This window comes from Streptomyces sp. TLI_146 (assembly GCF_002846415.1).
GTDB lineage: Bacteria > Actinomycetota > Actinomycetes > Streptomycetales > Streptomycetaceae > Streptomyces.
In genome coordinates, this window is sequence record NZ_PJMX01000001.1 from 5,871,435 (window position 1) to 5,893,979 (window position 22,545).

The window sequence follows — 22,545 nt, forward strand, 5'->3', positions numbered from 1 at the left end:
CCATAGGTTCTTAACCACGGAAACAGCGGCTTCTCAGGGGCCCTGCATCCGTGCTCTACTTGCTGTACTTATCCGAATACGCATGGGATCAAGGCCCCCGGGCCCCAGCTCCCCGAGACGCCGAGAGGAGGCGAGACCAGTGACCAGCTTCATCAACTTCACCAGCATCAGCACCACCAAAATGACCGATCGCTCGGTCGTCGCCACCTGCCCGCTCGGCTCCTCGTTCCAGGGCACCGGTCTGTCCGCCGGCGTCTCCGGTCTGCTCGGCCTCTCGGCCGTCATTCCGTCCTCCCTGGCGAGCCTCCCCGTGCGGAACGGCAATGAGCGACCGACCCAGGCACCGGAAGCAGCAGTAGTGAAGGGACAGGCCCAGCAGGCCTATGTCTTCGCGGCGGCCGGTGCCGGAGCCGAGAAGCAGCAGACGACGCAGCACCACACGATGTGGGCCTTCCGTGGGCTCGAACCCTGGAGTGATCCAGCCTGATCCAGGATCAGGCAGGCGCCTTCAGGGCCGCGGAACCCCACCAGGGATCCGCGGCCCTTCTGTTTGTCCCCGAACGGGGACGACAGCGCGAAGGGGTCTCGGTACCAGCCGAAAACCGGCCGACCGGCCGGACCGACAACAAGACGAGGAAGAAAAACACCGTGCAACTCGAAGCGCACGCCCCGTCCGTACCGCCCGCCCAGACGATCCCCCCGCCCGGTCTCACGGAGGACCCCGCCTTGACTCCCCTCACCGCGCTCACCGCGCTCGACGACGCCATCGAGAACCTCGGCGTACCCGTCCCCTGCCGCTCGTACGACCCGGAGGTCTTCTTCGCCGAGTCCCCGGCAGACGTCGAGTACGCCAAGTCCCTCTGCCGCACCTGCCCGCTGGTCGAGGCCTGCCTCGCCGGGGCCAAGGAGCGGCGCGAGCCCTGGGGTGTCTGGGGTGGCGAGCTCTTCGTCCAGGGTGTGGTCGTAGCCCGCAAGCGGCCGCGTGGCCGCCCGCGCAAGAACCCGGTCGCCGCATGAACCGCCCGGGAACCATCGACCGCCCCCTCACGAACGACCCCCAGAAGCAGGCCCCGATGACGACGTCCGCCAGCGAGCCCATGGGCTCCGCGACCCCAGACTTCACCACCACCGGCGCGAACGCCTCGCGTCAGAACAGGACCCTCGAAATGCAACTCATGCCAGAAGCCCTCGCCCGTGCCCATATGCACGAGCGCCTGCGGCAAGCCGAGGCCGAGCGGCAGGCCATGCGCCTGATCGCCGCCCGGCGGATGCAGCGCCGCGCCGAGCGCGTGTCGATGCGCGCCCGCCGCGCCCTGGCCATGGCCGTCATGCAGTAACGGCCGCACCGCCAACCAGTGCGCGAAGTGATCAATGAGCCCGCGGGGGCCGGTCCGAACGGACCGGCCCCCGCGGTGCGTTGTGCCCGCAACCACCGGCCGCGGCGGTATCGTCACGAAATGGACGACCCGACCCAGCCGGTTGCCGAGACCGTTGTGTGCTCGAGCTGCGGCACCCCCGCCGAGAGCACTCCGCCGACCTGGACCTACTCCGTCGAGAACGGCGAGCGTCTCTACTTCTGCGACGCCTGCGCGCGCGCCAACATCCGGGCGATCGAGAGCAGGCTCGACTCTGTGTGGTGGTGACTTCCTTCCGGGGGGGCCTCCCCCCCCCGCCCCCCCGCCCCCCCGGCCCCACCCCACCCCGCCCCCGGCCATGCGTCATCGCCTGCCGTCGGTCCTCACGCCCCGCCGGTCCTCACGCCCCGGCGGCCGTCACAGGCCGCCCGGCCTCACGCCCCGGCGGGCTGTTCGTCCTCCTCCTCGTTCGGCTCCCCGGCTCCCAGGACCGTCAGGTTCTCCAGCTCACCCAGCTCCTCCTCCTCGGCGGCGGAGAGGAACCCGGGCACCCACTGCTCCAGCTCGTCCCGCAGCCGGACCGTCGCGTCCAACTGGCACAGCACTCCGATGGTGGAGAGCGTCACCCGGTGTATCAGCAGATACGCGGGCGGCAGGTTCAGCTGCTTGCCCAACTGGTGCGCGGGGGAGCGCGGGTCGGCGATCCGGGCGGCCTGCCCGCGCATCCAGGCCCGGGTGAAGGTGAACTCGTCCGCCTGGGCGGGCTCGATGATCGGCAGCAGATAATCCAGGACCGCGTCCGGGTCGAGGTCTATGGACTCCTTCACGAAGCCCTCCTCGCACAGCAGCGCGTAGACCGCCTCGGCGTCGCCTTCGAGCGTCATCCGCAGTGAGTCGCCGATCGTCCGGGGCAGGCCGCCCGGCAGCCGGTCCACCGTCCCGAAGTCCAGCACGCCCAGCCGCCGCGCGCCGCCTTCCTTCTCCGGTGGCAGCAGCCGGAAGTTGCCCGGATGCGGGTCCGCGTGCAGCAGTCCGGTGCGGGCCGGGCCGGAGAAGAGGAACCTCGCGAGGAGCTGGCCCGCCCGGTCGCGCTCCTCCTCCGTGCCGTCGGCGATCACTTCGGACAGCGGGGTCCCGTCGATCCACTCGGTCACCAGGACCTGGTCGCGCTGGTGCACCACATCAGGGACCACCACGTCCGGATCGTCCGCGAACTCCGCCGCGTGCTGCCGCTGGGCAGATGCCTCCAGCTCGTAGTCCAGTTCCTCCGAGACCCGGTCGCGCAGCTCCGAGATGAGCGGTTTGATGTCCATGCCCGGGATCAGCGGCCCAAGCAGCCGGGCGAACCGGCTCAGCTGGGTCAGGTCGGAGAGCAGCGCCTCCCCGGCGCCCGGGTACTGCACCTTGACCGCGACTTCGCGCCCGTCGTGCCAGACCGCCCGGTGCACCTGCCCGATCGAGGCGGCCGCGGCGGGCTTCTCGTCGAACTCCAGGAAGAGGTCGCGCCACTGGTCGCCGAGCCGCTCCGCGAGCACCGCGTGGACGGTACGGGTCGGCATGGGCGGTGCCGCTTCCTGCAACTTGGTCAGTGCGGCCCGGTAGGGACCGGCGACCTCCTCGGGCAGCGCCGACTCGAAGACGGACATGGCCTGCCCGAACTTCATCGCTCCGCCCTTGAGTTCGCCCAGGACCTTGAAGAGCTGCTCGGCGGTGCGCTGCTGGAGCTCGCGGCCGACTATCTCCGCGGACTTGCCTCCGATCCGCTTGCCCAGGCCCCACGTGGCACGCCCGGCGAAGCCCAGGGGCAGCGCGGCCAACTTGGCGGTCCGGGTGACCGCCTTCCGGGGAAGATCAGACATGCGCCCCTCCAATTCCCAGCCGGCGGTGCCGCGCGCCTCGCGGCAGTGCGTCGTTGACAGCGGTTACCGGGGCCATTGTGTCCTGAGGCCGTACGTCCCCCGAGGTGTCCTCCCCTTCACTGTTCCCACCAGCGCCGCAGGGACAGTCGAGCCGGGCGCCGAGGCGCCGCGGCCGCCAGCCGAGCAGGGGCAGCGAGGCCTCCCACCGTGTGCCCGTGCTCGCCGGGAGGTCGCCGTCCAGGAAGGCCAGGGCGTGGGCCGCGGCCAGCCCCGCCACGGCGGTGGCGAGCGCGAGATCACAGGCCGGTACGGCGCCCTGGCGGCGGCCCGAGCGCCACTGCGCCAGCATCCGGGGCCAGCCGGGGTCGCGCTCTGCCCGCTCCAGCGCCAGACAGCCCGCGCACCCGGTGCCCCCGGGCAGGACCAGTGGCCCCACGAGCCCGGTCGTCTCCACGACTCCCGCGTAGAGGTGGGGGATGCCGGCCGCCACCCACTCGCCGCCGGTGACCGGATCCGGTGCGTACACATCGAGGCCGTCCCTGGGGGCCACCACGATCAGTGCCAGCCCGGCCTGCCCGTCGCTCTCGCCGGACCGCGGCGGACGGCTCGGCGCCGCGCCCCGCACGAGCTGCTGGGCGGCCGGGACCCGGCGCTCGCCGACTGTGTGCTCGGGCAGTCCGCCGGGCGCCACGTCCCACGGCTGCACCGTCCCGCCGTCCAGCACCTCCACGCGTCCCACTCCCGACGCGGCCAGGACCGAGGCGATCGTCGCCCCCACCCGCCCCGCGCCCCGCACCTGTACCCGCAGGGACCGGCGGGCCGCCAACCGGCGCGCCCCGCCGCCCGGTTCGGGATCGACCAGGGAGAGCGAGGCCAGGTCGGATCTGGTCCGGTCGAACGCCTCGGTCCGCCCGCGCGTCGCCTGCGTCGCCGGGCCGCCGGCCGTCGGGTCGTCGACCACCCCGGCCGCGGTCAACCGCTCCACCAGCGCGTCGACTTGGCCGGGCGACAGGTCCAGGGCCCTGGCCTCCTCGTACAGCAGCGGCAGGCCGCGGGTGCCGTCCAGGAGCTCCAGGAAGCTCCCGGTCGCCGTGTCCACCGGCGAGAGCACCACCGCCCGTGCCGGTGTCACCCCGAACTGCACGGTCTGCCGGTCCCGCCATGCCCGGCGCAGTGCCGGTTTCAGCATCGGATGCATTTCCACCCCCGTTGTGCGATCCCGTTGTCAGAATGCCGGGTGCGGCGAAGTCGTGCGGAAAGTTGTCCACAGGCGGCGGCATTAGTCGTTCAAATGGTGCACGGCCTGAATGGATCATGGGTGAACCGTCCCGGAGGCGGGACTTCCCCCACTGACAGCGGGTAACGTCGGGGCGTGCCCGCCGACCCACTGCAGAGTGCCGGAAGCCCGCCCCGCAGTCCGACAAGTCCGCCGCCCCGCGGTCATGCGACGAGCGCGGTCGAGGTGCGCAGGAGCGCCCGGCGCAGCAGGACGGTCTCCGCGTACCGCGAGGGCGACCGCACCATCGTGCTGATCCCGGCCCGGATGTCCGAGGCCGAGGAGCAGCGCTGGGTGAACGTGATGCTCGACAAGCTCGCCGCCCAGGAGAGCAAGCGGATGCTGGGCGACGCGGAACTGACCGAGCGCGCGGAGCGGTTGTCCGACCTGTATTTCGAGGGTCGTGCGCGTCCCGCCTCGGTGCGCTGGGTGACCAACCAGAACACCCGCTGGGGCTCGTGCACCCCCGCCGAGGGCAGCATCCGCCTCTCGCACCGGCTCCAGGGCATGCCCGAGTACGTCGTCGACTATGTGCTCGTCCACGAGCTGGCCCACCTTCTGGTGCCGGGCCACGGGCCGCGCTTCTGGCGGCTGCTCGAGGCCTACCCCCGTACGGAACGCGCGCGTGGATACCTCGAAGGGGTGGTGGCGGCCGACCGGCTGCCCCATCTGCCCGCCGCACGCGGAGAGTGATCTCGGCGATCGTGTACCGAATGCGTACCGGCTTGGCCGATTGTCGTGGCCAGCCGTTAGCCTGGCGCGACCAATCACACTCGGGATGGGGGACGGTCGTTACGCATGGCCAGGGAATTCCAGCGCGGCCACAAGGCCAAGATCAGTGACCTGACAGCGGGGACCGATCTGTATGTAGGCGTGCAGATCGGCGCCCCCGGGCTGTCCTTCGACATCAGCTGCTTCGGTCTCGACGCGAATGAGCAGCTGTCCGACGACCGGTATTTCATCTTCTTCAACCAGCCCAAGTCGCCCGAGGAGTCGATTCAGCTCCTGGGTGCCCAGGCCGGTGACACCGAGTCGTTCCGGGTCACCCTGGACCGCCTCCCGGCCCACGTCCACAAGCTGTCGTTCACCGCGGCGCTCGACGGCGCCGGCCAGATGTCGCAGATCGGCCCCGGCTACATCAGAGTCGTGGCCGGCGGCGAAGAGGTCGTCAGATACGCGTTCACGGGCGCCGAGTTCAGCACCGAGCGCGCGGTGATGCTGGGCGACTTCTACCTCAAGGACGTCTGGCGCTTCGCGGCCGTCGGCCAGGGCTTCGACGGCGGCCTGGAGGCGCTGCTGAAGAACTTCGGCGGCGAGGTCGCCGAGGAGGAGCCCGCGGCGCCGCAGCAGCCGCAGGGCGCCGCCCCGGGCTTCGCACCGCCCGCCCAGACCGGCCCCGCGCCCCAGTTCGGCGCCCCGGCCGCGCCGCAGCAGCCCCAGCCCCCGCAGCCGGCCCCGCAGTTCGGCACGCCCGCGCCCGCCCCGGCTCCCGCGCAGCACTACGCACCGCCGCCGCCGGGATCCACGCCGCCCCCGGCTCCCGCGCCCAGCCCGCAGATCCACGCGGCGCCCACCATCGCCGCGCCCATGACCCTGCCGCCGGGCACCGTCCCGCCCCCGGCCGCTCCGGCCCCGTACGGACAGCCGCCGCAGCAGCCCTCGTACGGCCAGGTCCCTGGCCAGTACCCCGGCCAGGCCCCGCCGCCCGGCGCGCCCGCCCCGTACGGGCAGCCCGCGCCCTACGGTCAGCCGGCTCCTTACGGACAGCCCGCCCCGTACGGTCAGCAGCCCGGTGTCCCGCAAGGGATGCCGCAGCCCGGCGGCGGCCTCGCGGGTGCCATCCAGCAGTACAAGGAGCTGCCCACCGGACAGCGCTGGACACCGCAGAACAAGCAGCTCGTCCGGGTCGACCTCGGCGCCGGGGGCTCCCCGGTGCTGGCCCGCCAGGGCAGCATGGTGATGTACCAGGGCAAGGTCGACTTCGGCTACAAGGGCGCCGGATTCGCCGGGCGGATCGTCGGCAACGCCACCGGCCAGGAGATGCAGCTGATGCGCTGCAGCGGCCGCGGCCAGGTCTTCCTCGCCGAGAACAGCGCCCATCTGCACCCCATCGAGCTCCAGGGCGACGGCATCTGCGTCTCCGCCGAGCACGTCCTGGCGTTCGACGAGTCCCTCCAGTACGAGGTCCGCCGCATCGAGGGCCACGGGATCCCCGGCGGGGCGCTGTTCACCATGCAGTTCCAGGGCACCGGCACGCTCGTGGTGATGACCCACGGCACCCCGGTGGTCCTGCCGGTCACCCCGACCACGTTCGCCGACAGCGACGCGATCGTGGCCTGGTCGGCCGCCTCGCAGGTGATCGTCTCCAGCCAGGTCCGGCTGCGCCGCAACGCCTACCCCGGCCACAGCGGCGAGTCCGTCAACCTGCAGTTCCGCGGCGCGCCCGGGAACTTCATCGTCGTCCAGCCGTACGAGGTCTGAGGGAGCCCGGACAATGAACCAGCAGCTCGCGGGCTATGCCCCCACCCCCGTCGCGGCCCGGATGGAGAACCACGGCAGCGCCATGCTCAAGGTGGCCATGACCACCGGACAGGACCTCTTCGCGCGCGTGGGCTCGATGGTCGCCTACGAAGGCTTCATCCAGTACGAGCCGAACCCGCCGGCCGTGCGCCAGATCGCCCGTGACTGGATCACCGGTGAGGGCGCCCCGCTGATGAAGTGCACCGGCGACGGACTGCTCTACCTCGCCGACTACGGCGCCAATGTGGTCGTCGTCCAGCTCAACAACGACGCGCTGTCCGTCAACGGCACCAATGTGCTGGCCTTCGACGCGAGCCTCCAGTGGGGCGTCGAGCGGGTCAAGGGCCTCGCCAAGTTCGCGGGCCAGGGCCTGTTCAACGTGAAGATCTCCGGCACCGGCTGGGTCGCCCTGACCTCGCGCGGCACCCCGGTCGTCGTCGACTGCGGAAGCGGCGAGGACGAGACGTACGTCGACCCGGACGCCCTGGTGGCCTGGTCCCCGAACCTCAAGGTGAAGGGCAAGCGCAGCTTCAAGGCGTCCTCGCTGATCGGCCGGGGCAGCGGAGAGGCCTACCAGATGGCCTTCTCGGGCCAGGGGATCGTCGTCGTACAGCCGAGTGAGGACAGCACCGACCGCCTGCGGGCCCGGGGCTGAGGGGAGCGAGAACACCATGCAGAGCCCGCTTTTCAGCTACACCGAGCAGCAGTCCCAGGAGCGCTACAGCGCGCAGAACTCCCAGATGCTGCGGGTGGTGCTCACCGGCCACGACGACATCCTCGCCCGCAAGGGCTCGATGGTCGCCTACCAGGGGCTGATGGAGTTCGACGGCGAGTACCAGTCGAACGGCCACCAGCGCGCCCGCGCCCACACCGGCGAGGGCCTGGACCTGATGCGCGTCTCCGGCCAGGGCACCGTCTACCTCGCCAACCTCGCGCAGTACGTCCACGTAGTGGACGTGGACCGGGACGGCCTGACCGTGGACAGCGGCTATGTGCTGGCCATGGACTCCTCGCTGCACTACGAGGTCATCGCCGTGGACAGCCAGTACGGCATCTCCGGCACCGGCAAGTTCCAGCTCAACATCACCGGCACCGGCAAGGTCGTCCTCATGACCTCCGGCCAGCCGCTGATGCTCCAGGTCACCCCGGACAAGTACGTCAACGCCGACGCCGACGCGATCGTGGCCTGGTCCACCTCGCTCAGGGTGCAGATGCAGGCGCAGACGCACTCCACGGGCGTGTGGCGGCGCCGCGGCAACACGGGCGAGGGCTGGGAGCTCAGCTTCCTCGGACAGGGCTTCGCGCTCGTCCAGCCCAGCGAGGTGCTGCCGCCGCAGAGCGCGGTGATCGGCCAGGGCCTGCGGGCCCAGTACGGCATGGGCCAGCAGGGCGCCCACGCCCAGAACCAGGGCAACGCCTGGAGCTGACCGGGCGTCGGTGAGCGGTCATCGGTAAGGGGCGGTCGCCATTGGCGACCGCCCCTTACCCGTCGGCCTGTTACGGCCCGTCAGTCCGTCGGCCCGTCACAGACGGGCCCGCGCGGCCTCCATCAGCCGCACCACCGAGTCGTCGGCGACCTCGGCCACCTCGTCGTAGCCGAACCAGCGCAGGTCCAGCGACTCGTCGCTGATCGCCTCGACCGCTCCGGCCGGGGCCAGCGCCGCGTACTGGACGTCCAGGTGCCAGTTGCAGGGCGAGGGGATCGGGTGCCGGTCGAGCCGGACGGGCCCGCCCGGCAGCAGGGTGAGACCGGACACACCGGACTCCTCGGTGGCCTCGCGCAGGGCGGCGGCCGTCAGCGAGACGTCCTGGGGCTCGCAGTGGCCGCCCATCTGCAGCCACATGTTCAGCTTGCGGTGCAGCGTCAGCAGCACCTGGCCGCGCCCCGGGGCGATGACCAGCGCGCTCGCCGTGAGATGGCCGGCCTGGCAGGCCTTCCACATCCCGTCCGGGTGCGCCGACAGATGGTCGAGGTAGGTCCGGCGCAGCTCGGGCTGGTCCTCGTACGCCTTCAGGACGAGGACCGCGTCTTCGTACAGGCTCACTTGCTGTCGTCGTCCTTGTCGTCGCCGCTGTTCTGGGGCTTGTCCTTGGGCTCGTCCTTGCCGGAAGCCGCCTCGCCGAGCATCTTGTCGAGCTCCGAGAAGTCCAGCTGCTCGTGGTGGACAAAGCCGTCCGGGTCGTCGAGGTCGGAGGCGGTCGGCAGCATGTCCGGGTGCTCCCACAGGCCGTCGCGGCCGTCGACCCCGCGCGCGTCCGTGAGCGAGGCCCACAGGCGCGAGGCGTCCCGCAGCCGGCGCGGACGCAGCTGGAGACCGATCAGGGTGGCGAAGGTCTGCTCGGCGGGACCACCGCTCGCCCGGCGCCTGCGCAGCGTCTCACGCAGCGCGTCGGCCGAGGTGAGGCGCGGCTTGGCGGCCTCGTGGACCACCGCGTCCACCCAGCCCTCGACCAGCGCCAGGGCCGTCTCCAGACGGGCCAGCGCGGCCTTCTGCTCCGGGGTGTCCTCCGGCTGGAACATGCCCTGCTGAAGGGCTTCCTGAAGCTGCTCGGGGTTGGACACGTCGAGCTGGCCGACCGCGTCCTCCAGCTTCGCCGTGTCGACCTTGATCCCGCGCGCGTAGCCCTCGACCGCACCGAACAGGTGCGAGCGCAGCCACGGCACATGGGCGAAGAGGCGCTGGTGGGCCGCCTCGCGCAGGGCCAGGTAGAGCCTCACCTCGTCCTTCGGGACGCCCAGGTCCTTGCCGAGTGCCTCGATGTTCAGCGGCAGCAGCGCGGCCTTGCCGGCCGGGCCGAGCGGCAGGCCGATGTCGGTCGAGCCGACGACCTCACCCGCGAGGACGCCCACCGCCTGCCCGATCTGCTGGCCGAACATGGCGCCCCCCATCGAGCGCATCATGCCGATCAGCGGGCCCGCCATGGCCTGCATCTCCTCGGGCAGCACGCCGCCCATGGCCGCGCCGACCCGCTCGGCGACCGGGTCGACGAGCTCCTTCCAGGCCGGCTGGGTCGCCTCGACCCACTCCGCGCGGCTCCACGCCACGGCCGTCGACGCGCCCGAGGGCAGCGACGTCACCCCGTCCAGCCACAGGTCGGCCAGGCGGACGGCCTCCTCGACGGCGGCGCGCTCGGCCGGGCCGACGCTCTCGTCCTTGGTGCCGTCGGCGGTGCCCTGGGCCACCGTCTGGCGCGCGATCTGCTTGGCCATGTCCCAGTTCACGGGACCGCCCTCGTAGCTGAGCATCTGGCCGAGCTGCTGGAAGGCCGCTCCCAGGTCGTTCGGGTTCAGCGAACCGAACATCGCCGCGAACGGATTGTCCGCGCCACCGGCCCCGCCGCCGAACCCGAACGGATTCGCCGGGCCGCCCTGGTTGCCCTTGCCCTTCTCCTTGCCCTCGTCGCCGTTCTCCGGCTCCTCCGGCGGAAGGCCGAATCCGAATGGGTTGTCACTCACGGGTTTCCTCGGTCCCTAGGGCCGCCGGCTCCTGCCGACGGCGACTGCGCACCAACACCACCAGCGTAGACATCCGGGCCGGATAAGGGCTCGGTGCTCCGTCGACTCCTGGCCTGCGGCAGGATGGACGTCACCTGGTCCGTACGCGTCATTCGTGTACGTACTGAAGACAACCGCTGGAGACGCCCGGTGAGTTCCCCAGATCCGCAGGTTCGCGCAGCGCGAAACCCTTCCCCCTCAGCCGCGCGGGGGCCCGTCGTCGCGGTCACCGGTGCCGCGGCCGGAATCGGCGCGCTGCTCACCGCGCGGCTCGCCGCATCCGAAGAGATCAAACAGGTCATCGCCATCGACGAGCGCCGGGGCGAGGTGTCCGAGGCCACCTGGCACATCCTGGACGTACGCGACCCGGCGATCGCCGAGAAGCTGCGCGGCGCCGACGTCGTCGTCCACCTGGCGCTCGACCTCGACCTGGAGACGGACGCGGCCGCCCGTACGGCGTACAACGTACGCGGTACGCAGACCGTGCTGACCGCGGCCGCGGCGGCCGGGGTCCACCGGGTCGTGCTGTGCACCTCGGCCATGGTCTACGGCGCGCTGCCCGACAACGACATCCCGCTCTCCGAGGACGCCGAGCTGCGGGCCACGGCCGAGGCGACCGGCGTCGGCGACCTCCTGGAGATCGAGCGCCTGGGCCGGCGCGCCCCGCGCGCCCACCCTGGCCTCAACGTCACGGTGGTAAGGCCCGCCGTCCTGGTCGGCGGTACTGACACCGCGCTCACCCGGTACTTCGAGTCGCCGCGCCTCCTGGTGGTCGCCGGATCCCGTCCGACCTGGCAGTTCTGCCACGTCGACGACCTGTGCAGCGCGCTGGAGTACGCGGCTCTGGAGAAGGTCGACGGCGAGTTCGCGGTCGGCTGCGACGGGTGGCTCGAACAGGAGGAGGTCGAGGAGCTCAGCGGCATCCGCCGGATGGAGCTGCCCTCGGCGGTCGCGCTGGGCGCGGCGGCCCGGCTGCACCGGATCGGGCTCACCCCCTCCCCGGCGGGCGACCTGGCGTACACGATGCACCCCTGGGTGGTCAGCGTCGGGCGGCTGCACGACGCGGGCTGGCGGCCGCAGTGGACCAACGAGGAGGTCCTCGCGGAGCTCCTGGAGGAGGCCGCGGGACGACACACCGTGGCGGGGCGCCGGCTGGGCCGCAAGGACGCCACCGCCGCCGGTGCCGCCGGAGCGACGGTCGCCCTGTTGGGCGCGGCCGCGGTGGTCCGCAGGGCCCGCAAGCGCCGGGGCCTGTAGGACCCTCCTACGGAGGGTGCCGGCGACCGGGTGAAAGAGCTATACCGCGATGTCAGTGCGGTACGGCACGATGGGGCCATGGCACAGACGCACCCCGGCCACCCCGGCGAGCAGGCGGCGGACGACCCGATCCGGCTGCTGGAGATCCGTGACACCCCGCTCTCCCTGGACGAGGTGTTCCGCGCCGTGGGAGACCCCTCGGCGGGCGGCACCGCGCTCTTCGTCGGCACCGTGCGCGATCACGACGGCGGCGCCGACGTGGCCGCGCTCGGGTACTCGTGCCATCCGACGGCCGAGGCGGAGATGCGCCGAGTGGCCGACAAGGTCGTCGCCGAGTTCCCGGTCCGCGCGCTGGCGGCCGTCCACCGGGTGGGCGAACTGGCCGTGGGCGATCTGGCGGTCGTCGTGGCGGTCTCCTGCGCGCACCGCGGCGAGGCGTTCGCGGCGTGCCGCAAGCTGATCGACGACCTGAAACACGAGGTCCCGATCTGGAAGCACCAGCGGTTCTCGGACGGTACGGACGAGTGGGTCGGCGCCTGCTGATCCTCCCGGGTGCCTCCAACGGGTGAACGGGCCGCCCCGCCAGGGTGTCTGAAACCCTGTCGGGGGGATCCGCCCCGATTTGCGTAACCGCACCCCTGCCCCGAGCGTTGATCTAGCAGATGGTTAATCTGCTGATCTGTCAGTGGTGGTCGCTCATTTGGGGACGGGAGGACGGAATGGCTGCACTCACGTGGCTGCTGATTCCGCTTTTCGCTGCTGTCGGCGCGGCGATATGGGCGAGCTGGGCCGCCCGCAATCGCACGACCGGCGACGTCGCGGAGCTCGCCGGCTACAGCCGGTTCCGAGAGGCGATGGAGAAGTCCCAAGCCGGAACCGAGCCCGCCTGACCCCCTCCGGCGCGCTCCTCGCGCCCCTTCTCGTACGCGGCCGGCGACCCTCCCCGTACGGACCGGCCCCGGCGGTGCACTGACAGGCACGTCCCGTACTGTCGTTCCATGCCACGCCGCACCGCGACGATGCTCGCCTCCACCTTGATCCTGATCGCGCTGCTCTGCGCAGGCGTCCTCATCAAAGTGCCGTACTCGGAGATGTCGCCCGGCCCCACGGTGAACACCCTCGGCGAGGCGCGTGGCGAGCCCGTGCTGCAGATCTCCGGGCACAAGACCTACCCGACGACCGGTCACCTCAACATGACGACGGTCAGGGTCACCGGTGCGGACTACAACATGAACCTGGTCGAGGCCGTCTACGGCTGGCTGGCTCATGACAACAAGGTCGTGCCGCACGACACGCTCTACCCGGACGGCAAGACCGAGGAGCAGTCCTCGCAGGAGAACGCCGAGGAGTTCAGCCAGTCCCAGGAGAGCGCCAAGGTCGCCGCGCTCAACGAGCTGAAGATCCCGGTGAAGTCCCGGGTCGTCGTGGCGTCCGTGGTCAAGGGCAGCCCGGCCGAGAACAAGCTGCACGCGGGCGATGTGATCAAGTCCGTCGACGGCTCGCCCGTCAAGGAGCCGGGCGACGTGGCGAAGCTGGTCACCAAGCACCGCCCGGGCCAGAACGTGGTCTTCGCCGTCGTCCCCGCCAAGGAGGCGGCCGCCGCGGAGAAGGCGGGCAAGGAGCCCGAGGGCGGCGAGAACGTCACGATCACCACGGAGAAGGCCAAGGACGGCGACCGGGCGATCGTGGGGATCCAGGCCGGGACCGACCACACCTTCCCGTTCTCCATCGACATCAAGCTCGCCGACGTCGGCGGCCCGAGCGCGGGGCTGATGTTCGCCCTCGGCATCGTCGACAAGCTCACCCCCGGCGATCTGACCGGCGGCAAGTTCATCGCCGGTACGGGGACGATCGACGACGCGGGCAAGGTCGGCCCGATCGGCGGCATCGAGATGAAGCTGATCGGCGCGCGCGGCGCGGGCGCCCGCTACTTCCTGACGCCCGCCGAGAACTGCGCGGCGGCCGCCTCGGACACGCCCGGCGGGCTGACCCTGGTGAAGGTCTCCACCATCGACGACGCGACCAAGGCGCTGGAGAAGATCCGCAAGGGCGACACGGCAGGTCTGCCGAGCTGCTCGGCGAAGTAACGGGCCGGCCGCGCCACGCGCGCGTGAACGTGTCCCACCTCACGCGCGCGCAGGCGCACCCGACCCGTGGCGCCGGTGACGCGCGTTACTCGGCGAACGTCGCGGCCAGCGCCTCGGCGAGGCCCGGGACCAGGCCGGCGCCGGTGAGCACCTCGGTCGGCGAGTCCTTCTCGCGCAGCCGTACCGCCGACTCGCGGGCGCCGTCGCGCAGCACCGCCACGGTCATCCGGACCTCCTGGCGGTCCGGGTGCTTGGCCACCCACTTCGCCAGCTGCTTGTCGTTCAGGCCCTCGGGCACGGACGTCTCGGCCGACGGCGGAAGCATCAGGCGCTCCACGGTCAGCGCGCAGCCGACCACCGCGTCGGGCCAGGCGATGGTGCCCAGGAACTGGTCGAGGGCCTGGCCGGCCGGGATCTCGTCCTGCTCGATGGGGGTCAGCGGGGCGGCCGCGTCGCCCTGGTCGAGGCCGAGCTGGGCGGCGAGCCCTGGCTCCTGGCTGCGGAGCTTGGCGGTGTCGACGAGGGCGAACAGGCGGGCCGGCTGGTCCCAGCCGAGGCCGGACGCGTACTCGTCGATTTCCAGCACTGCGCGGGTGAGGGGGCTCGCGGCCATCGGGGGCCGGAGGGGGAAACGTTGGACATGAACAACATCCTGCCCTCTTTCACCCCGGGATCGGGAACTGAGTAAAGCCTCAGTAAGTTGCATGAGTGGGCCCTACGATCGCGGGGCCTGCTCAATCGACAGCGAACTTCGAGGTGCGCACCTTGGCTTTCCAGATGCCGGACCGCGGCGGAGGCCCGTCCGGGCCACGGATCAGAGTCGGCCGGCCGTCCCGCCGGGTCCGGACCCTGCTCATGACACTGGGCATCCTGGCCGTGCTGGCCATGGTGTTCGTCATGTTCGCCGGGTTCTGGACGGACTGGCTCTGGTACCGCTCGGTGCACTATTCGTCCGTCTTCACCACCACCCTGTGGACCAAGATCGGTTTGTTCTCGGTCTTCGGTCTCCTGATGGCCGTGGCCGTCGGCCTGAACATCTGGCTGGCGCACCGCCTGCGGCCGCCGCTCAGCGCGATGTCGCTGGAGCAGCAGAGCCTGGACCGCTACCGGATGGGCATCGCCCCGTTCAAGAAGTGGCTGCTCCTGGGCATCACCGCGCTCGTCGGCCTGATCGCCGGCGCCTCCGCCTCCGGGCAGTGGCGCACCTGGCTGCTGTGGGTCAACGGCGTGCCGTTCGGGCAGAAGGACCCCCAGTTCCACCTGGACGTGTCCTTCTACGCCTTCGACCTGCCCTGGTACCGGTTCCTGGTCGGCTTCGGCTTCGCGGCCACCGTGCTGTCCCTGATCGCCGCCGCCCTGACGCACTACCTGTACGGCGGGCTGCGGATCACCAGCCCCGGCGCGCGCGCCACCGGCGCGGCCACCGGCCATCTGTCGGTGCTGCTCGGCGTCTTCGTCGCCCTGAAGGCCGTGGCGTACTGGCTGGACCGGTACGGGCTGGCGGTGAAGTCCAGCGACTTCAAGGCCAGCAGCAACTGGACCGGCCTGCGGTACGTGGACGCCAACGCCTATCTGCCGGCGAAGACGATCCTCTTCTGCATCGCCGTCATCTGCGCGGTGCTCTTCTTCGCGACGCTGTGGCGCCGCACCTGGCAGCTCCCGGTGATCGGCTTCGGCCTGATGGTCCTGTCGGCGATCCTGATCGGCGGGCTCTACCCGGCGATCGTCCAGAAGTTCCAGGTCCAGCCGAACGAGCAGGCCAAGGAAGCGCCGTACATCCAGAAGAACATCGACGCCACACGCAAGGCGTACGGCATCGACGCCACCGAGGTGAAGGACTACAAGGGGACGACCGCGGCGGAGGACAACGCCAAGCTGCGCGCGGACGCCGACACGGCGGCCAGCTACCGGCTGATCGACCCCAACGTCGTCACCCCCGCCTTCCAGCAGCTCCAGCAGGAGCGCAAGTACTACCAGTTCGCCGTACCGCTGGACGTGGACCGCTACACGGACAAGGACGGCAAGGAGCAGGACACGGTCGTCGGTCTGCGTGAGCTGAACCTCAACGGCATCGACAAGCGCAACTGGATCAACGACCACTTCACCTACACCCACGGCTACGGAGTGATCGCGGCCAAGGGCACCAGCGTGGACTCCACCGGCTCCCCGGACTTCACCGAGTCCGGTCTGCCGACCAAGGGCCAGCTCGGTGAGTACGAGCAGCGGATCTACTACGGCGAGAAGACCGAGCAGTACTCGATCGTCGGCGGTCCGCAGAAGGAGCTCGACTACGAGGCCGAGGGCAAGGGCCAGGAGACGACGAGCTTCAAGGGCAAGGGCGGCGTCAGCCTCTCCAACCCCTTCAACCGCGCCGCGTACGCGGTGGCCTTCAGCGAGCCGCAGATCCTGTACTCGGGGGCGATCGGCGAGGGCTCGAAGATCCTCTACAACCGCACCCCGAAGCAGCGCGTGGAGGCGGTCGCCCCGTGGCTGACCATCGACGGCGACCCGTACCCGGCCAAGATCGGCAAGCGGATCCAGTGGGTCGTCGACGCGTACACCACGACCAACGGCTATCCCTACGCTTCGCGTACGACGCTCGGTGAGACGACGGCGGACTCGCTGACCACCCGCCAGCGCGCGGTGGTGGCCCAGCAGAACCAGGTCAACTACATCCGCAACTCGGTGAAGGCCACCGTCGACGCGTACGACGGCACGGTCACGCTGTACCAGTGGGACACCAAGGACCCGGTCCTGAAGACCTGGATGAAGGCGTTCCCGGGCACGGTGAAGCCGAAGACCGACATCTCCCCGGAGCTGATGGCCCACCTGCGGTACCCGCAGGACATGTTCAAGGTCCAGCGCGAGCTGCTCACCCGCTACCACGTCACCAACCCCGCGCAGTTCTACAGCGGCAGCGACGCCTGGCAGGTGCCGGACGACCCGACCAACAAGGACGGGGTGGCGGTTCCGCCGTACTACCTGTCGATGAAGATGCCGGGCGCCGAGGACCAGGGGAAGAAGTTCTCCCTGACCACGACGTTCACGCCGAACGGACGGCCCAACCTCGGCGGGTTCATGGCGATCGACGCGGACGCGGCCAGCAAGGACTTCGGCAAGATCAGACTGCTCAGGGTCACGGACAACGTCCAGGGCCCGCAACAGGTGCAGAGCAAGCTGAACGGTCTGCCCGAGGTCGCCGAGTTCGTACGGAACCTGCGCGGCAGCGACTCCGAGATCGACTACGGCAATCTGCTGACCGTGCCGCTGGGCGGCGGGTTCCTGTACATCGAGCCGGTGTACGCGCGCGGTGGCTCCGCCAACTACCCGCTCCTGAAGAAGGTCGGCGTCTCCTACGGGGACAAGACCGTCTTCAAGGACACCCTGGCCCAGGCGCTGAACGCGGTGTTCGGGGTGGACGGCTCCGAGCCGCCGCCCGCGACCAAACCGCCGACGGACACCACCAAGCCGCCGTCCACCGGGACGAACGCCACGGTGGAACAGGCCATCAAGGACGCCCAGAAGGCCTGGGACGACGGCCAGAAGGCGCTGCAGAAGGGCGACTTCGCGGCGTACGGCAAGGCCCAGCAGGAGCTCCAGGCGGCGCTCCAGCGGGCCGCCGACGCCGAGGCCAAGGCCAAGGGGTCGACCGGGGGGTCGGGCAGCGGCGGGTAAACCGGTCAAGGCTCCGTTCCGCGTCGTGATACGTTGTATTCACCGACGCGGGGTGGAGCAGCTCGGTAGCTCGCTGGGCTCATAACCCAGAGGTCGCAGGTTCAAATCCTGTCCCCGCTACTCACGGACGAGGGCCCGGATCCATCAGGATCCGGGCCCTCGTCGATTTGCGTGTCCGGATGTGCCTCTGCTGCGTTTGGCTTATCTCTCTGTGGGCATGTCGACAAAACGCTGTAGTGACCTCACAGGCTGCGGTATACCAGGTGTACGGCGGTTGCGGGTGGTGCGACGATGGTATTTATGGGGGACAGGGCAACTCTGTTGGAGACAGGGCGGTTTGCGCGGATGCGCTCCGATGACGCCGCCGATGCCGAGACCGAGGCACGGCACCGGCGTGCTGCCGACAGCGGCGACGCCGCGTCCATGAGCGTTCTCGGATCCCTGCTGCTGCGCCGCGGCGACCTCGACAGCGCCGAGCCCTATCTGCGCGGCGCCACCGCCGAGGGCGACCGTGCCGCGGCCAACAACCTGGGCGTGCTGCTGCACCAGCGCGGATACGCGGACGAGGCGGCCGGGTGGTGGCGCATCGCCGCCGTCGCGGGCTCCGCCGCCGCGGCGCACGCGCTGGGCCGCCACTACCGCGAGCGCGGCGACGAGCCGGCGGCCGAGTACTGGCTGCGCCAGTCCGCCGAGCAGGGCCACGCGCTGGGGGCGTACGCCCTGGCGGACCTGCTGGAACACCGCAGCGACGTGGGCGCCGAGCGCTGGCTGCGCGCCGCCGCCGAGCAAGGCCACCGGGAGGCCGCGTACCGCCTCGCCCGGCTGATCGACCAGCGCGCCGAGCGGGACAGCGGGGATCCTGACATCGCTGTCGAGGCCGAGGCGGACGCCGAGGCCGGCGGCGTCGAGGCCGAGCAGTGGTACCGCCAGGCCGCCGCGCGCGGCCACCGGCGGGCCGCGCTGCACCTCGGCGCGATCCTGGAGAAGCGCGGCGAGCTGAAGGAGGCCGGGCGCTGGTATCTGACCTCGGCCAAGGACGGCGAGGCCAAGGCGGCCTGCGCGCTCGGGTTCCTGCTGCGGGACGCGGGCGACGAGGAGAGCGCGGCCGTGTGGTGGCTGCGGGCCGCCCAGGACGGCGACGGCAACGCCGCCAACGCGCTGGGCGCGCTGCACGCCGCCCGGGGCGAGCCGCAGACCGCCGAGCGCTGGTACCGGGCGGCGATGGACGCCGGGGACGACAACGGGGCGTACAACCTGGCGCTGCTCTGCGCCGCCCAGGAGCGGACCGCGCAGGCCGAGCAGTGGTACCGGCGCGCCGCGTACGCGGGGCACCGCGAGGCGGCCAACGCGCTCGCCGTCCTGCTGCTCCAGGCCGGCGACGCGACCGGCGCCGAGCCGTGGTTCTCCAAGGCGGCCGAGGCGGGCAGCGTCGACGCCGCCTTCAACCTGGGCATCCTCTTCGCCAGCCGCGACGACGACCGCGCCGCCCTGAAGTGGTACGAGCGGGCGGCGGCGGCCGGGCACACCGAGGCGGCCCTCCAGGTCGGCATGGCGCTGCTCAGGGACGGCGAGGAGGCGGCCGCCGAGCGGCATCTGCGGTGCGCGGCGGGCGGCGGCAGCGCGGAGGCGGCGTTCCGGCTCGCCACCGTGCTCGACGCGCGCCAGCCGCCGCCGGGCGCGCCGGTGCTCGGCGAGCCGGTGGCCGAGAAGACGGAGTGCGAGGAGTGGTACGAGCGGGCGGCCGGGCAGGGGCACCGGCGCGCCCAGGTCCGCGTCGGCATGCTCGCGGCGGCCCGGGGCGACCAGGAGGGCGCCGCGCGCTGGTACCGGGAGGCGGCCGAGGCGGGCAGCCGCAACGGCGCCTTCAACCTCGGGCTGCTGCTCGCCCGCGAGGGGCGGGAGCGGGAGGCCGCGCTGTGGTGGACCCGGGCCGCCAACGCGGGGCACGGGCGCGCGGCGCTGCGGCTCGCGCTGCTGGCCGCGCGGTGCGGGGAGCTGGCGGAGGGGCAGCGCTGGTGCGCCCGGGCCGTGGAGCTGGGGCCGGCGGAGGTGGCGGAGCGGGCGGCCCGGCTGCGAGAGGCTCTGCACCAGGAGCTGACGGCCTAGGACGCCGGGCCCTAGCGGCGTGCGCTCCGGCGTGCACGCGGGGTGGGCCGATCGGGTTTGCGCTGGTCCGTGCGGTGACGTACTGTTGGGTTCACCGACGCGGGGTGGAGCAGCTCGGTAGCTCGCTGGGCTCATAACCCAGAGGTCGCAGGTTCAAATCCTGTCCCCGCTACCAAGTATTCAGGGCCCGGATCCAATGGATCCGGGCCCTGTTTCGTATGCGCGTGCGGCCCGGTGGGCGGTTCGTGCCCACCCGTTCCGCCCTTTGCGGAACGCATGCCCACGAACCATGCGGGACGGAAGGCGCGGTCAGCGTGACCGCCGCCCGTCTCAGGCTTTCGCGCAGTCCGGGCAGACGCCCCGGTACGTGACCTCCACGTCGGACACGGTGAAGCCGAAACGCTCCGCCGCGGGGAGGTCCGCCAGCGGGTTCCCGTTGGGGTGCACGTCCCGGATCGCGCCGCACAGCGCGCAGACCAGGTGCTGGTGCGGCCGGTGCGCGTTCGGGTCGTAGCGCTTGGCGCGGCGGTCCGTGGAGACCTCGATGACCTCACCCAGCGTCACCATCTCGCCCAGCGTGTTGTAGACGGTCGCGCGGGAGATCTCGGGCAGCTTGGCCACCGCACGCGCGTGGACCTCGTCCGCCGTCAGATGCATGTGGTCCCCGTCGAGGACCTCGGCCACGACACGCCGCTGGGCGGTCATGCGCCAGCCGCGTCCGCGAAGTCGTTCCAGCAGGTCACTCATAAGGGCCAGCCTAACAGCCGGGGGAGCGTATCCCGAACGGGTGTGACTTTGGATGGTCACTTGACTTAGACAATGTCCATTGTAGGATCGGAAACGGCTCAGGCCAAGGGACAGGACTCGCAGCAGATGAGGGCGCGGCAACAGCCGCTCCAGTGGAGCCGGTGCTTGCACCGGGGCAGGAGGCGCACGTGACGCAGGGACCGCTCACCACGGAGGCCGGGGCGCCGGTAGGCGACAACCAGAACAGCGAGACCGCCGGCGTCGGCGGTCCGGTGCTCGTCCAGGACCAGCTGCTCCTGGAGAAGCTCGCGCACTTCAACCGGGAGCGCATCCCGGAGCGCATCGTCCACGCGCGCGGTGCGGGCGCGTACGGCACGTTCACGGTGACCCGCGACGTCACGCAGTGGACGCGCGCGAAGTTCCTCTCCGAGGTCGGCAAGCAGACCGAGACGTTCCTGCGCTTCTCCACCGTGGCCGGCAGCCTCGGCTCGGCCGACGCCGTGCGCGACCCGCGCGGCTTCGCGCTGAAGTTCTACACGGAGGAGGGGAACTACGACCTGGTCGGGAACAACACGCCCGTCTTCTTCATCAGGGACGCCATCAAGTTCCCCGACTTCATCCACACCCAGAAGCGCGACCCGTACACGGGCTCCCAGGAGGCCGACAACGTCTGGGACTTCTGGGGTCTGAGCCCCGAGTCGACGCACCAGGTGACCTGGCTCTTCGGCGACCGCGGCATCCCGGCCACGCTGCGCCACATGAACGGGTACGGCTCGCACACGTACCAGTGGAACAACGAGGCGGGCGAGGTCTTCTGGGTCAAGTACCACTTCAAGACCGACCAGGGCATCAAGAACCTCACCCAGGCCGAGGCCAACAAGCTCGCCGGTGAGGACCCCGACAGCCACCAGCGCGACCTGCGCGAGGCCATCGAGCGCGGCGAGTTCCCGAGCTGGACGGTCCAGGTGCAGATCATGCCCGCGGCCGACGCGGCGACGTACCGCTTCAACCCGTTCGACCTCACCAAGGTGTGGCCGCACGAGGACTACCCGCCGATCGAGATCGGCAAGCTGGAGCTCAACCGCAACCCGGAGAACATCTTCGCCGAGGTCGAGCAGTCGATCTTCAGCCCGGCGCACTTCGTGCCCGGTATCGGCCCCTCGCCGGACAAGATGCTCCAGGGCCGCCTGTTCGCGTACGGCGACGCGCACCGCTACCGCGTCGGCATCAACGCCGACCACCTGCCGGTGAACCGCCCGCACGCCACCGAGGCGCGCACCCACTCCCGCGACGGCTACCTGTACGACGGCCGCCACAAGGGCGCGAAGAACTACGAGCCGAACAGCTTCGGCGGCCCGCACCAGACGGACCGTCCGCTGTGGCAGCCGGTTCCGGTCGCCGACGCGACGGGCAACCACGCGGCCCCCCTGCACGCCGAGGACGACGACTTCGTCCAGGCGGGGAACCTGTACCGGATGTTCTCCGAGGACGAGAAGGCCCGTCTGATCGAGAACCTCTCCGGGTTCATCGCCAAGGTCTCGCGCGACGACATCGCCGAGCGCGCCATCGAGAACTTCCGCAAGGCGGACGGAGACTTCGGCAAGCGGCTGGAGGCCGCGGTCCAGGCCCTGCGCGGCTGAACAGCACTGGATCGCTTGTCGTAGGCAGTCAGAGGGCCGGATCCCCGCGGGGGCCGGCCCTCTGCGCGTGCCCGGGTGCCGGACGGTTCAGCCGACCAGTTCGGCCGGGTGGCGCCGGGTCGGGGCCCAGCAGCGGATGATGTCCCGGACCGAGACCACGCCGACCGGGCCGTCCCCGTCGAGGACGATCAGGTGCCGGAAGCCGCCGTGCGACATCGCGTCGGCGGCCTCGTCCAGGGTCCAGCCCGGCGCCGCGAACACGACGTCGGTGGTGGTGTGCGTGCTCGCGGTCTCGCGGTCCGGGTCCTGGCCCTGGCCCACGGAGTTGAGGATGTCGCGCTCGGTGAGGATGCCGAGCCCGCTGGTGTCGGGGTCGAGGACGACGGCCGCTCCGACGCGGCGCGCGGCCATCAGCCGGGCCGCCTGGCGGAGGGTGTGAGTGGGTCCGATGGTGAGGACCACCGTGCTCATGGCGTCACGGACGAGCATGGATGGAGCCACCTCCTTGGTGAACCCCCGTGGCCCGT

At 71.1% G+C, this 22,545-nt stretch carries 21 protein-coding genes, 2 tRNA genes and 1 pseudogene; 17 read left to right on the forward strand and 7 right to left on the reverse strand.

Going from position 1 to position 22,545, the window contains the following annotated elements; all coding sequences use genetic code 11:
- The first annotated feature begins 181 nt into the window (after positions 1-181).
- The 4 genes from BX283_RS26370 to BX283_RS26385 all read left to right on the forward strand — a co-directional run bounded on the left by BX283_RS26370 (position 182) and on the right by BX283_RS26385 (position 1,643).
- On the forward strand, positions 182-487 hold the full coding sequence (locus BX283_RS26370) for a hypothetical protein (RefSeq protein WP_101392587.1): 306 nt from the start codon (positions 182-184) through the stop codon (positions 485-487).
- 161 nt (positions 488-648) lie between these two features.
- Entirely contained in the window at positions 649-1,017 is a 369-nt protein-coding gene (locus BX283_RS26375) for a WhiB family transcriptional regulator (protein WP_067163768.1), read from the forward strand.
- Positions 1,014-1,337 carry a hypothetical protein gene (locus BX283_RS26380; protein WP_101389967.1) on the forward strand — a complete coding sequence of 108 codons (324 nt, stop codon included), beginning with the start codon at positions 1,014-1,016 and terminating at the stop codon, positions 1,335-1,337. The genes BX283_RS26375 and BX283_RS26380 overlap by 4 nt, the downstream gene beginning before the upstream one ends.
- Before the next feature lie 120 nt (positions 1,338-1,457).
- Positions 1,458-1,643 (forward strand): hypothetical protein, encoded by a 186-nt coding sequence (locus BX283_RS26385; RefSeq protein WP_101389968.1) that lies wholly within the window; start codon positions 1,458-1,460, stop codon positions 1,641-1,643.
- A 146-nt stretch (positions 1,644-1,789) separates the two neighbouring features.
- Here the strand turns inward: BX283_RS26385 and BX283_RS26390 are convergent, their stop codons facing one another.
- A complete protein-coding gene (locus BX283_RS26390) occupies positions 1,790-3,214 on the reverse strand; it encodes an AarF/ABC1/UbiB kinase family protein (protein WP_101389969.1) in 1,425 nt (474 codons plus the stop codon).
- Entirely contained in the window at positions 3,207-4,412 is a 1,206-nt protein-coding gene (locus BX283_RS26395; RefSeq protein WP_101389970.1) for a ThiF family adenylyltransferase, read from the reverse strand. Before BX283_RS26395 ends, BX283_RS26390 begins: the two co-directional genes overlap by 8 nt.
- Positions 4,413-4,586: 174 nt before the next feature.
- On the opposite strand from BX283_RS26395, the gene BX283_RS26400 reads away from it, so the two are divergent.
- The 4 genes from BX283_RS26400 to BX283_RS26415 all read left to right on the forward strand — a co-directional run bounded on the left by BX283_RS26400 (position 4,587) and on the right by BX283_RS26415 (position 8,437).
- Positions 4,587-5,183 (forward strand): M48 family metallopeptidase, encoded by a 597-nt coding sequence (locus BX283_RS26400; protein ID WP_101389971.1) that lies wholly within the window; start codon positions 4,587-4,589, stop codon positions 5,181-5,183.
- A gap of 105 nt (positions 5,184-5,288) precedes the next feature.
- Positions 5,289-6,971 (forward strand): TerD family protein, encoded by a 1,683-nt coding sequence (locus BX283_RS26405; RefSeq protein WP_101389972.1) that lies wholly within the window; start codon positions 5,289-5,291, stop codon positions 6,969-6,971.
- A 13-nt stretch (positions 6,972-6,984) separates the two neighbouring features.
- Positions 6,985-7,665: an AIM24 family protein gene (locus BX283_RS26410; protein ID WP_101389973.1), complete on the forward strand. Its 681-nt coding sequence runs from the start codon at positions 6,985-6,987 to the stop codon at positions 7,663-7,665.
- A 16-nt stretch (positions 7,666-7,681) separates the two neighbouring features.
- On the forward strand, positions 7,682-8,437 hold the full coding sequence (locus BX283_RS26415; protein ID WP_101389974.1) for an AIM24 family protein: 756 nt from the start codon (positions 7,682-7,684) through the stop codon (positions 8,435-8,437).
- 96 nt (positions 8,438-8,533) lie between these two features.
- On the opposite strand, the gene BX283_RS26420 is transcribed toward BX283_RS26415, so the two are convergent.
- Entirely contained in the window at positions 8,534-9,055 is a 522-nt protein-coding gene (locus BX283_RS26420) for an NUDIX hydrolase (RefSeq protein ID WP_101389975.1), read from the reverse strand.
- The gene (locus BX283_RS26425) at positions 9,052-10,467 is read right to left on the reverse strand and encodes a zinc-dependent metalloprotease (RefSeq protein WP_101389976.1); all 1,416 of its coding nucleotides are present in this window, start codon (positions 10,465-10,467) and stop codon (positions 9,052-9,054) included. Before BX283_RS26425 ends, BX283_RS26420 begins: the two co-directional genes overlap by 4 nt.
- Positions 10,468-10,656: 189 nt before the next feature.
- Between BX283_RS26425 and BX283_RS26430 the strand changes: the two genes are divergently transcribed.
- From BX283_RS26430 to BX283_RS26445, 4 genes are all read left to right on the forward strand, one after another.
- Positions 10,657-11,763: an SDR family oxidoreductase gene (locus tag BX283_RS26430; protein ID WP_101389977.1), complete on the forward strand. Its 1,107-nt coding sequence runs from the start codon at positions 10,657-10,659 to the stop codon at positions 11,761-11,763.
- 78 nt (positions 11,764-11,841) lie between these two features.
- Positions 11,842-12,306 (forward strand): molybdenum cofactor biosynthesis protein MoaE, encoded by a 465-nt coding sequence (locus BX283_RS26435; RefSeq protein WP_101389978.1) that lies wholly within the window; start codon positions 11,842-11,844, stop codon positions 12,304-12,306.
- Between the two features lie 176 nt (positions 12,307-12,482).
- Positions 12,483-12,653 carry a hypothetical protein gene (locus BX283_RS40750; RefSeq protein WP_180357258.1) on the forward strand — a complete coding sequence of 57 codons (171 nt, stop codon included), beginning with the start codon at positions 12,483-12,485 and terminating at the stop codon, positions 12,651-12,653.
- A 108-nt stretch (positions 12,654-12,761) separates the two neighbouring features.
- The gene (locus BX283_RS26445; RefSeq protein WP_101389980.1) at positions 12,762-13,850 is read left to right on the forward strand and encodes a PDZ domain-containing protein; all 1,089 of its coding nucleotides are present in this window, start codon (positions 12,762-12,764) and stop codon (positions 13,848-13,850) included.
- A gap of 85 nt (positions 13,851-13,935) precedes the next feature.
- Here BX283_RS26445 and BX283_RS26450 read toward each other — a convergent pair.
- Positions 13,936-14,501, reverse strand: a pseudogene (locus BX283_RS26450) (PPA1309 family protein).
- A gap of 126 nt (positions 14,502-14,627) precedes the next feature.
- On the opposite strand from BX283_RS26450, the gene BX283_RS26455 reads away from it, so the two are divergent.
- From BX283_RS26455 to BX283_RS26470, 4 genes are all read left to right on the forward strand, one after another.
- Positions 14,628-17,525, forward strand: coding sequence for a UPF0182 family protein (locus BX283_RS26455; protein ID WP_101389982.1), 2,898 nt, complete (start codon positions 14,628-14,630; stop codon positions 17,523-17,525).
- 46 nt (positions 17,526-17,571) lie between these two features.
- Positions 17,572-17,645, forward strand: a tRNA-Met gene (locus BX283_RS26460).
- A 171-nt stretch (positions 17,646-17,816) separates the two neighbouring features.
- Complete coding sequence (locus BX283_RS26465; protein WP_101389983.1) at positions 17,817-19,631, forward strand: SEL1-like repeat protein; 1,815 nt, start codon at positions 17,817-17,819, stop codon at positions 19,629-19,631.
- Positions 19,632-19,729: 98 nt separating this feature from the next.
- Positions 19,730-19,806, forward strand: a tRNA-Met gene (locus BX283_RS26470).
- Positions 19,807-19,961: 155 nt separating this feature from the next.
- Here BX283_RS26470 and BX283_RS26475 read toward each other — a convergent pair.
- Positions 19,962-20,378 (reverse strand): Fur family transcriptional regulator, encoded by a 417-nt coding sequence (locus BX283_RS26475; RefSeq protein ID WP_101389984.1) that lies wholly within the window; start codon positions 20,376-20,378, stop codon positions 19,962-19,964.
- Positions 20,379-20,566: 188 nt separating this feature from the next.
- Here BX283_RS26475 and BX283_RS26480 point away from each other — a divergent pair, with 188 nt between their 5' ends.
- A complete protein-coding gene (locus BX283_RS26480) occupies positions 20,567-22,018 on the forward strand; it encodes a catalase (RefSeq protein ID WP_101389985.1) in 1,452 nt (483 codons plus the stop codon).
- An 87-nt stretch (positions 22,019-22,105) separates the two neighbouring features.
- Here BX283_RS26480 and BX283_RS26485 read toward each other — a convergent pair whose 3' ends face one another.
- Positions 22,106-22,507 (reverse strand): cyclic nucleotide-binding/CBS domain-containing protein, encoded by a 402-nt coding sequence (locus tag BX283_RS26485; protein WP_101389986.1) that lies wholly within the window; start codon positions 22,505-22,507, stop codon positions 22,106-22,108.
- Between the last annotated feature and the right edge of the window lie 38 nt (positions 22,508-22,545).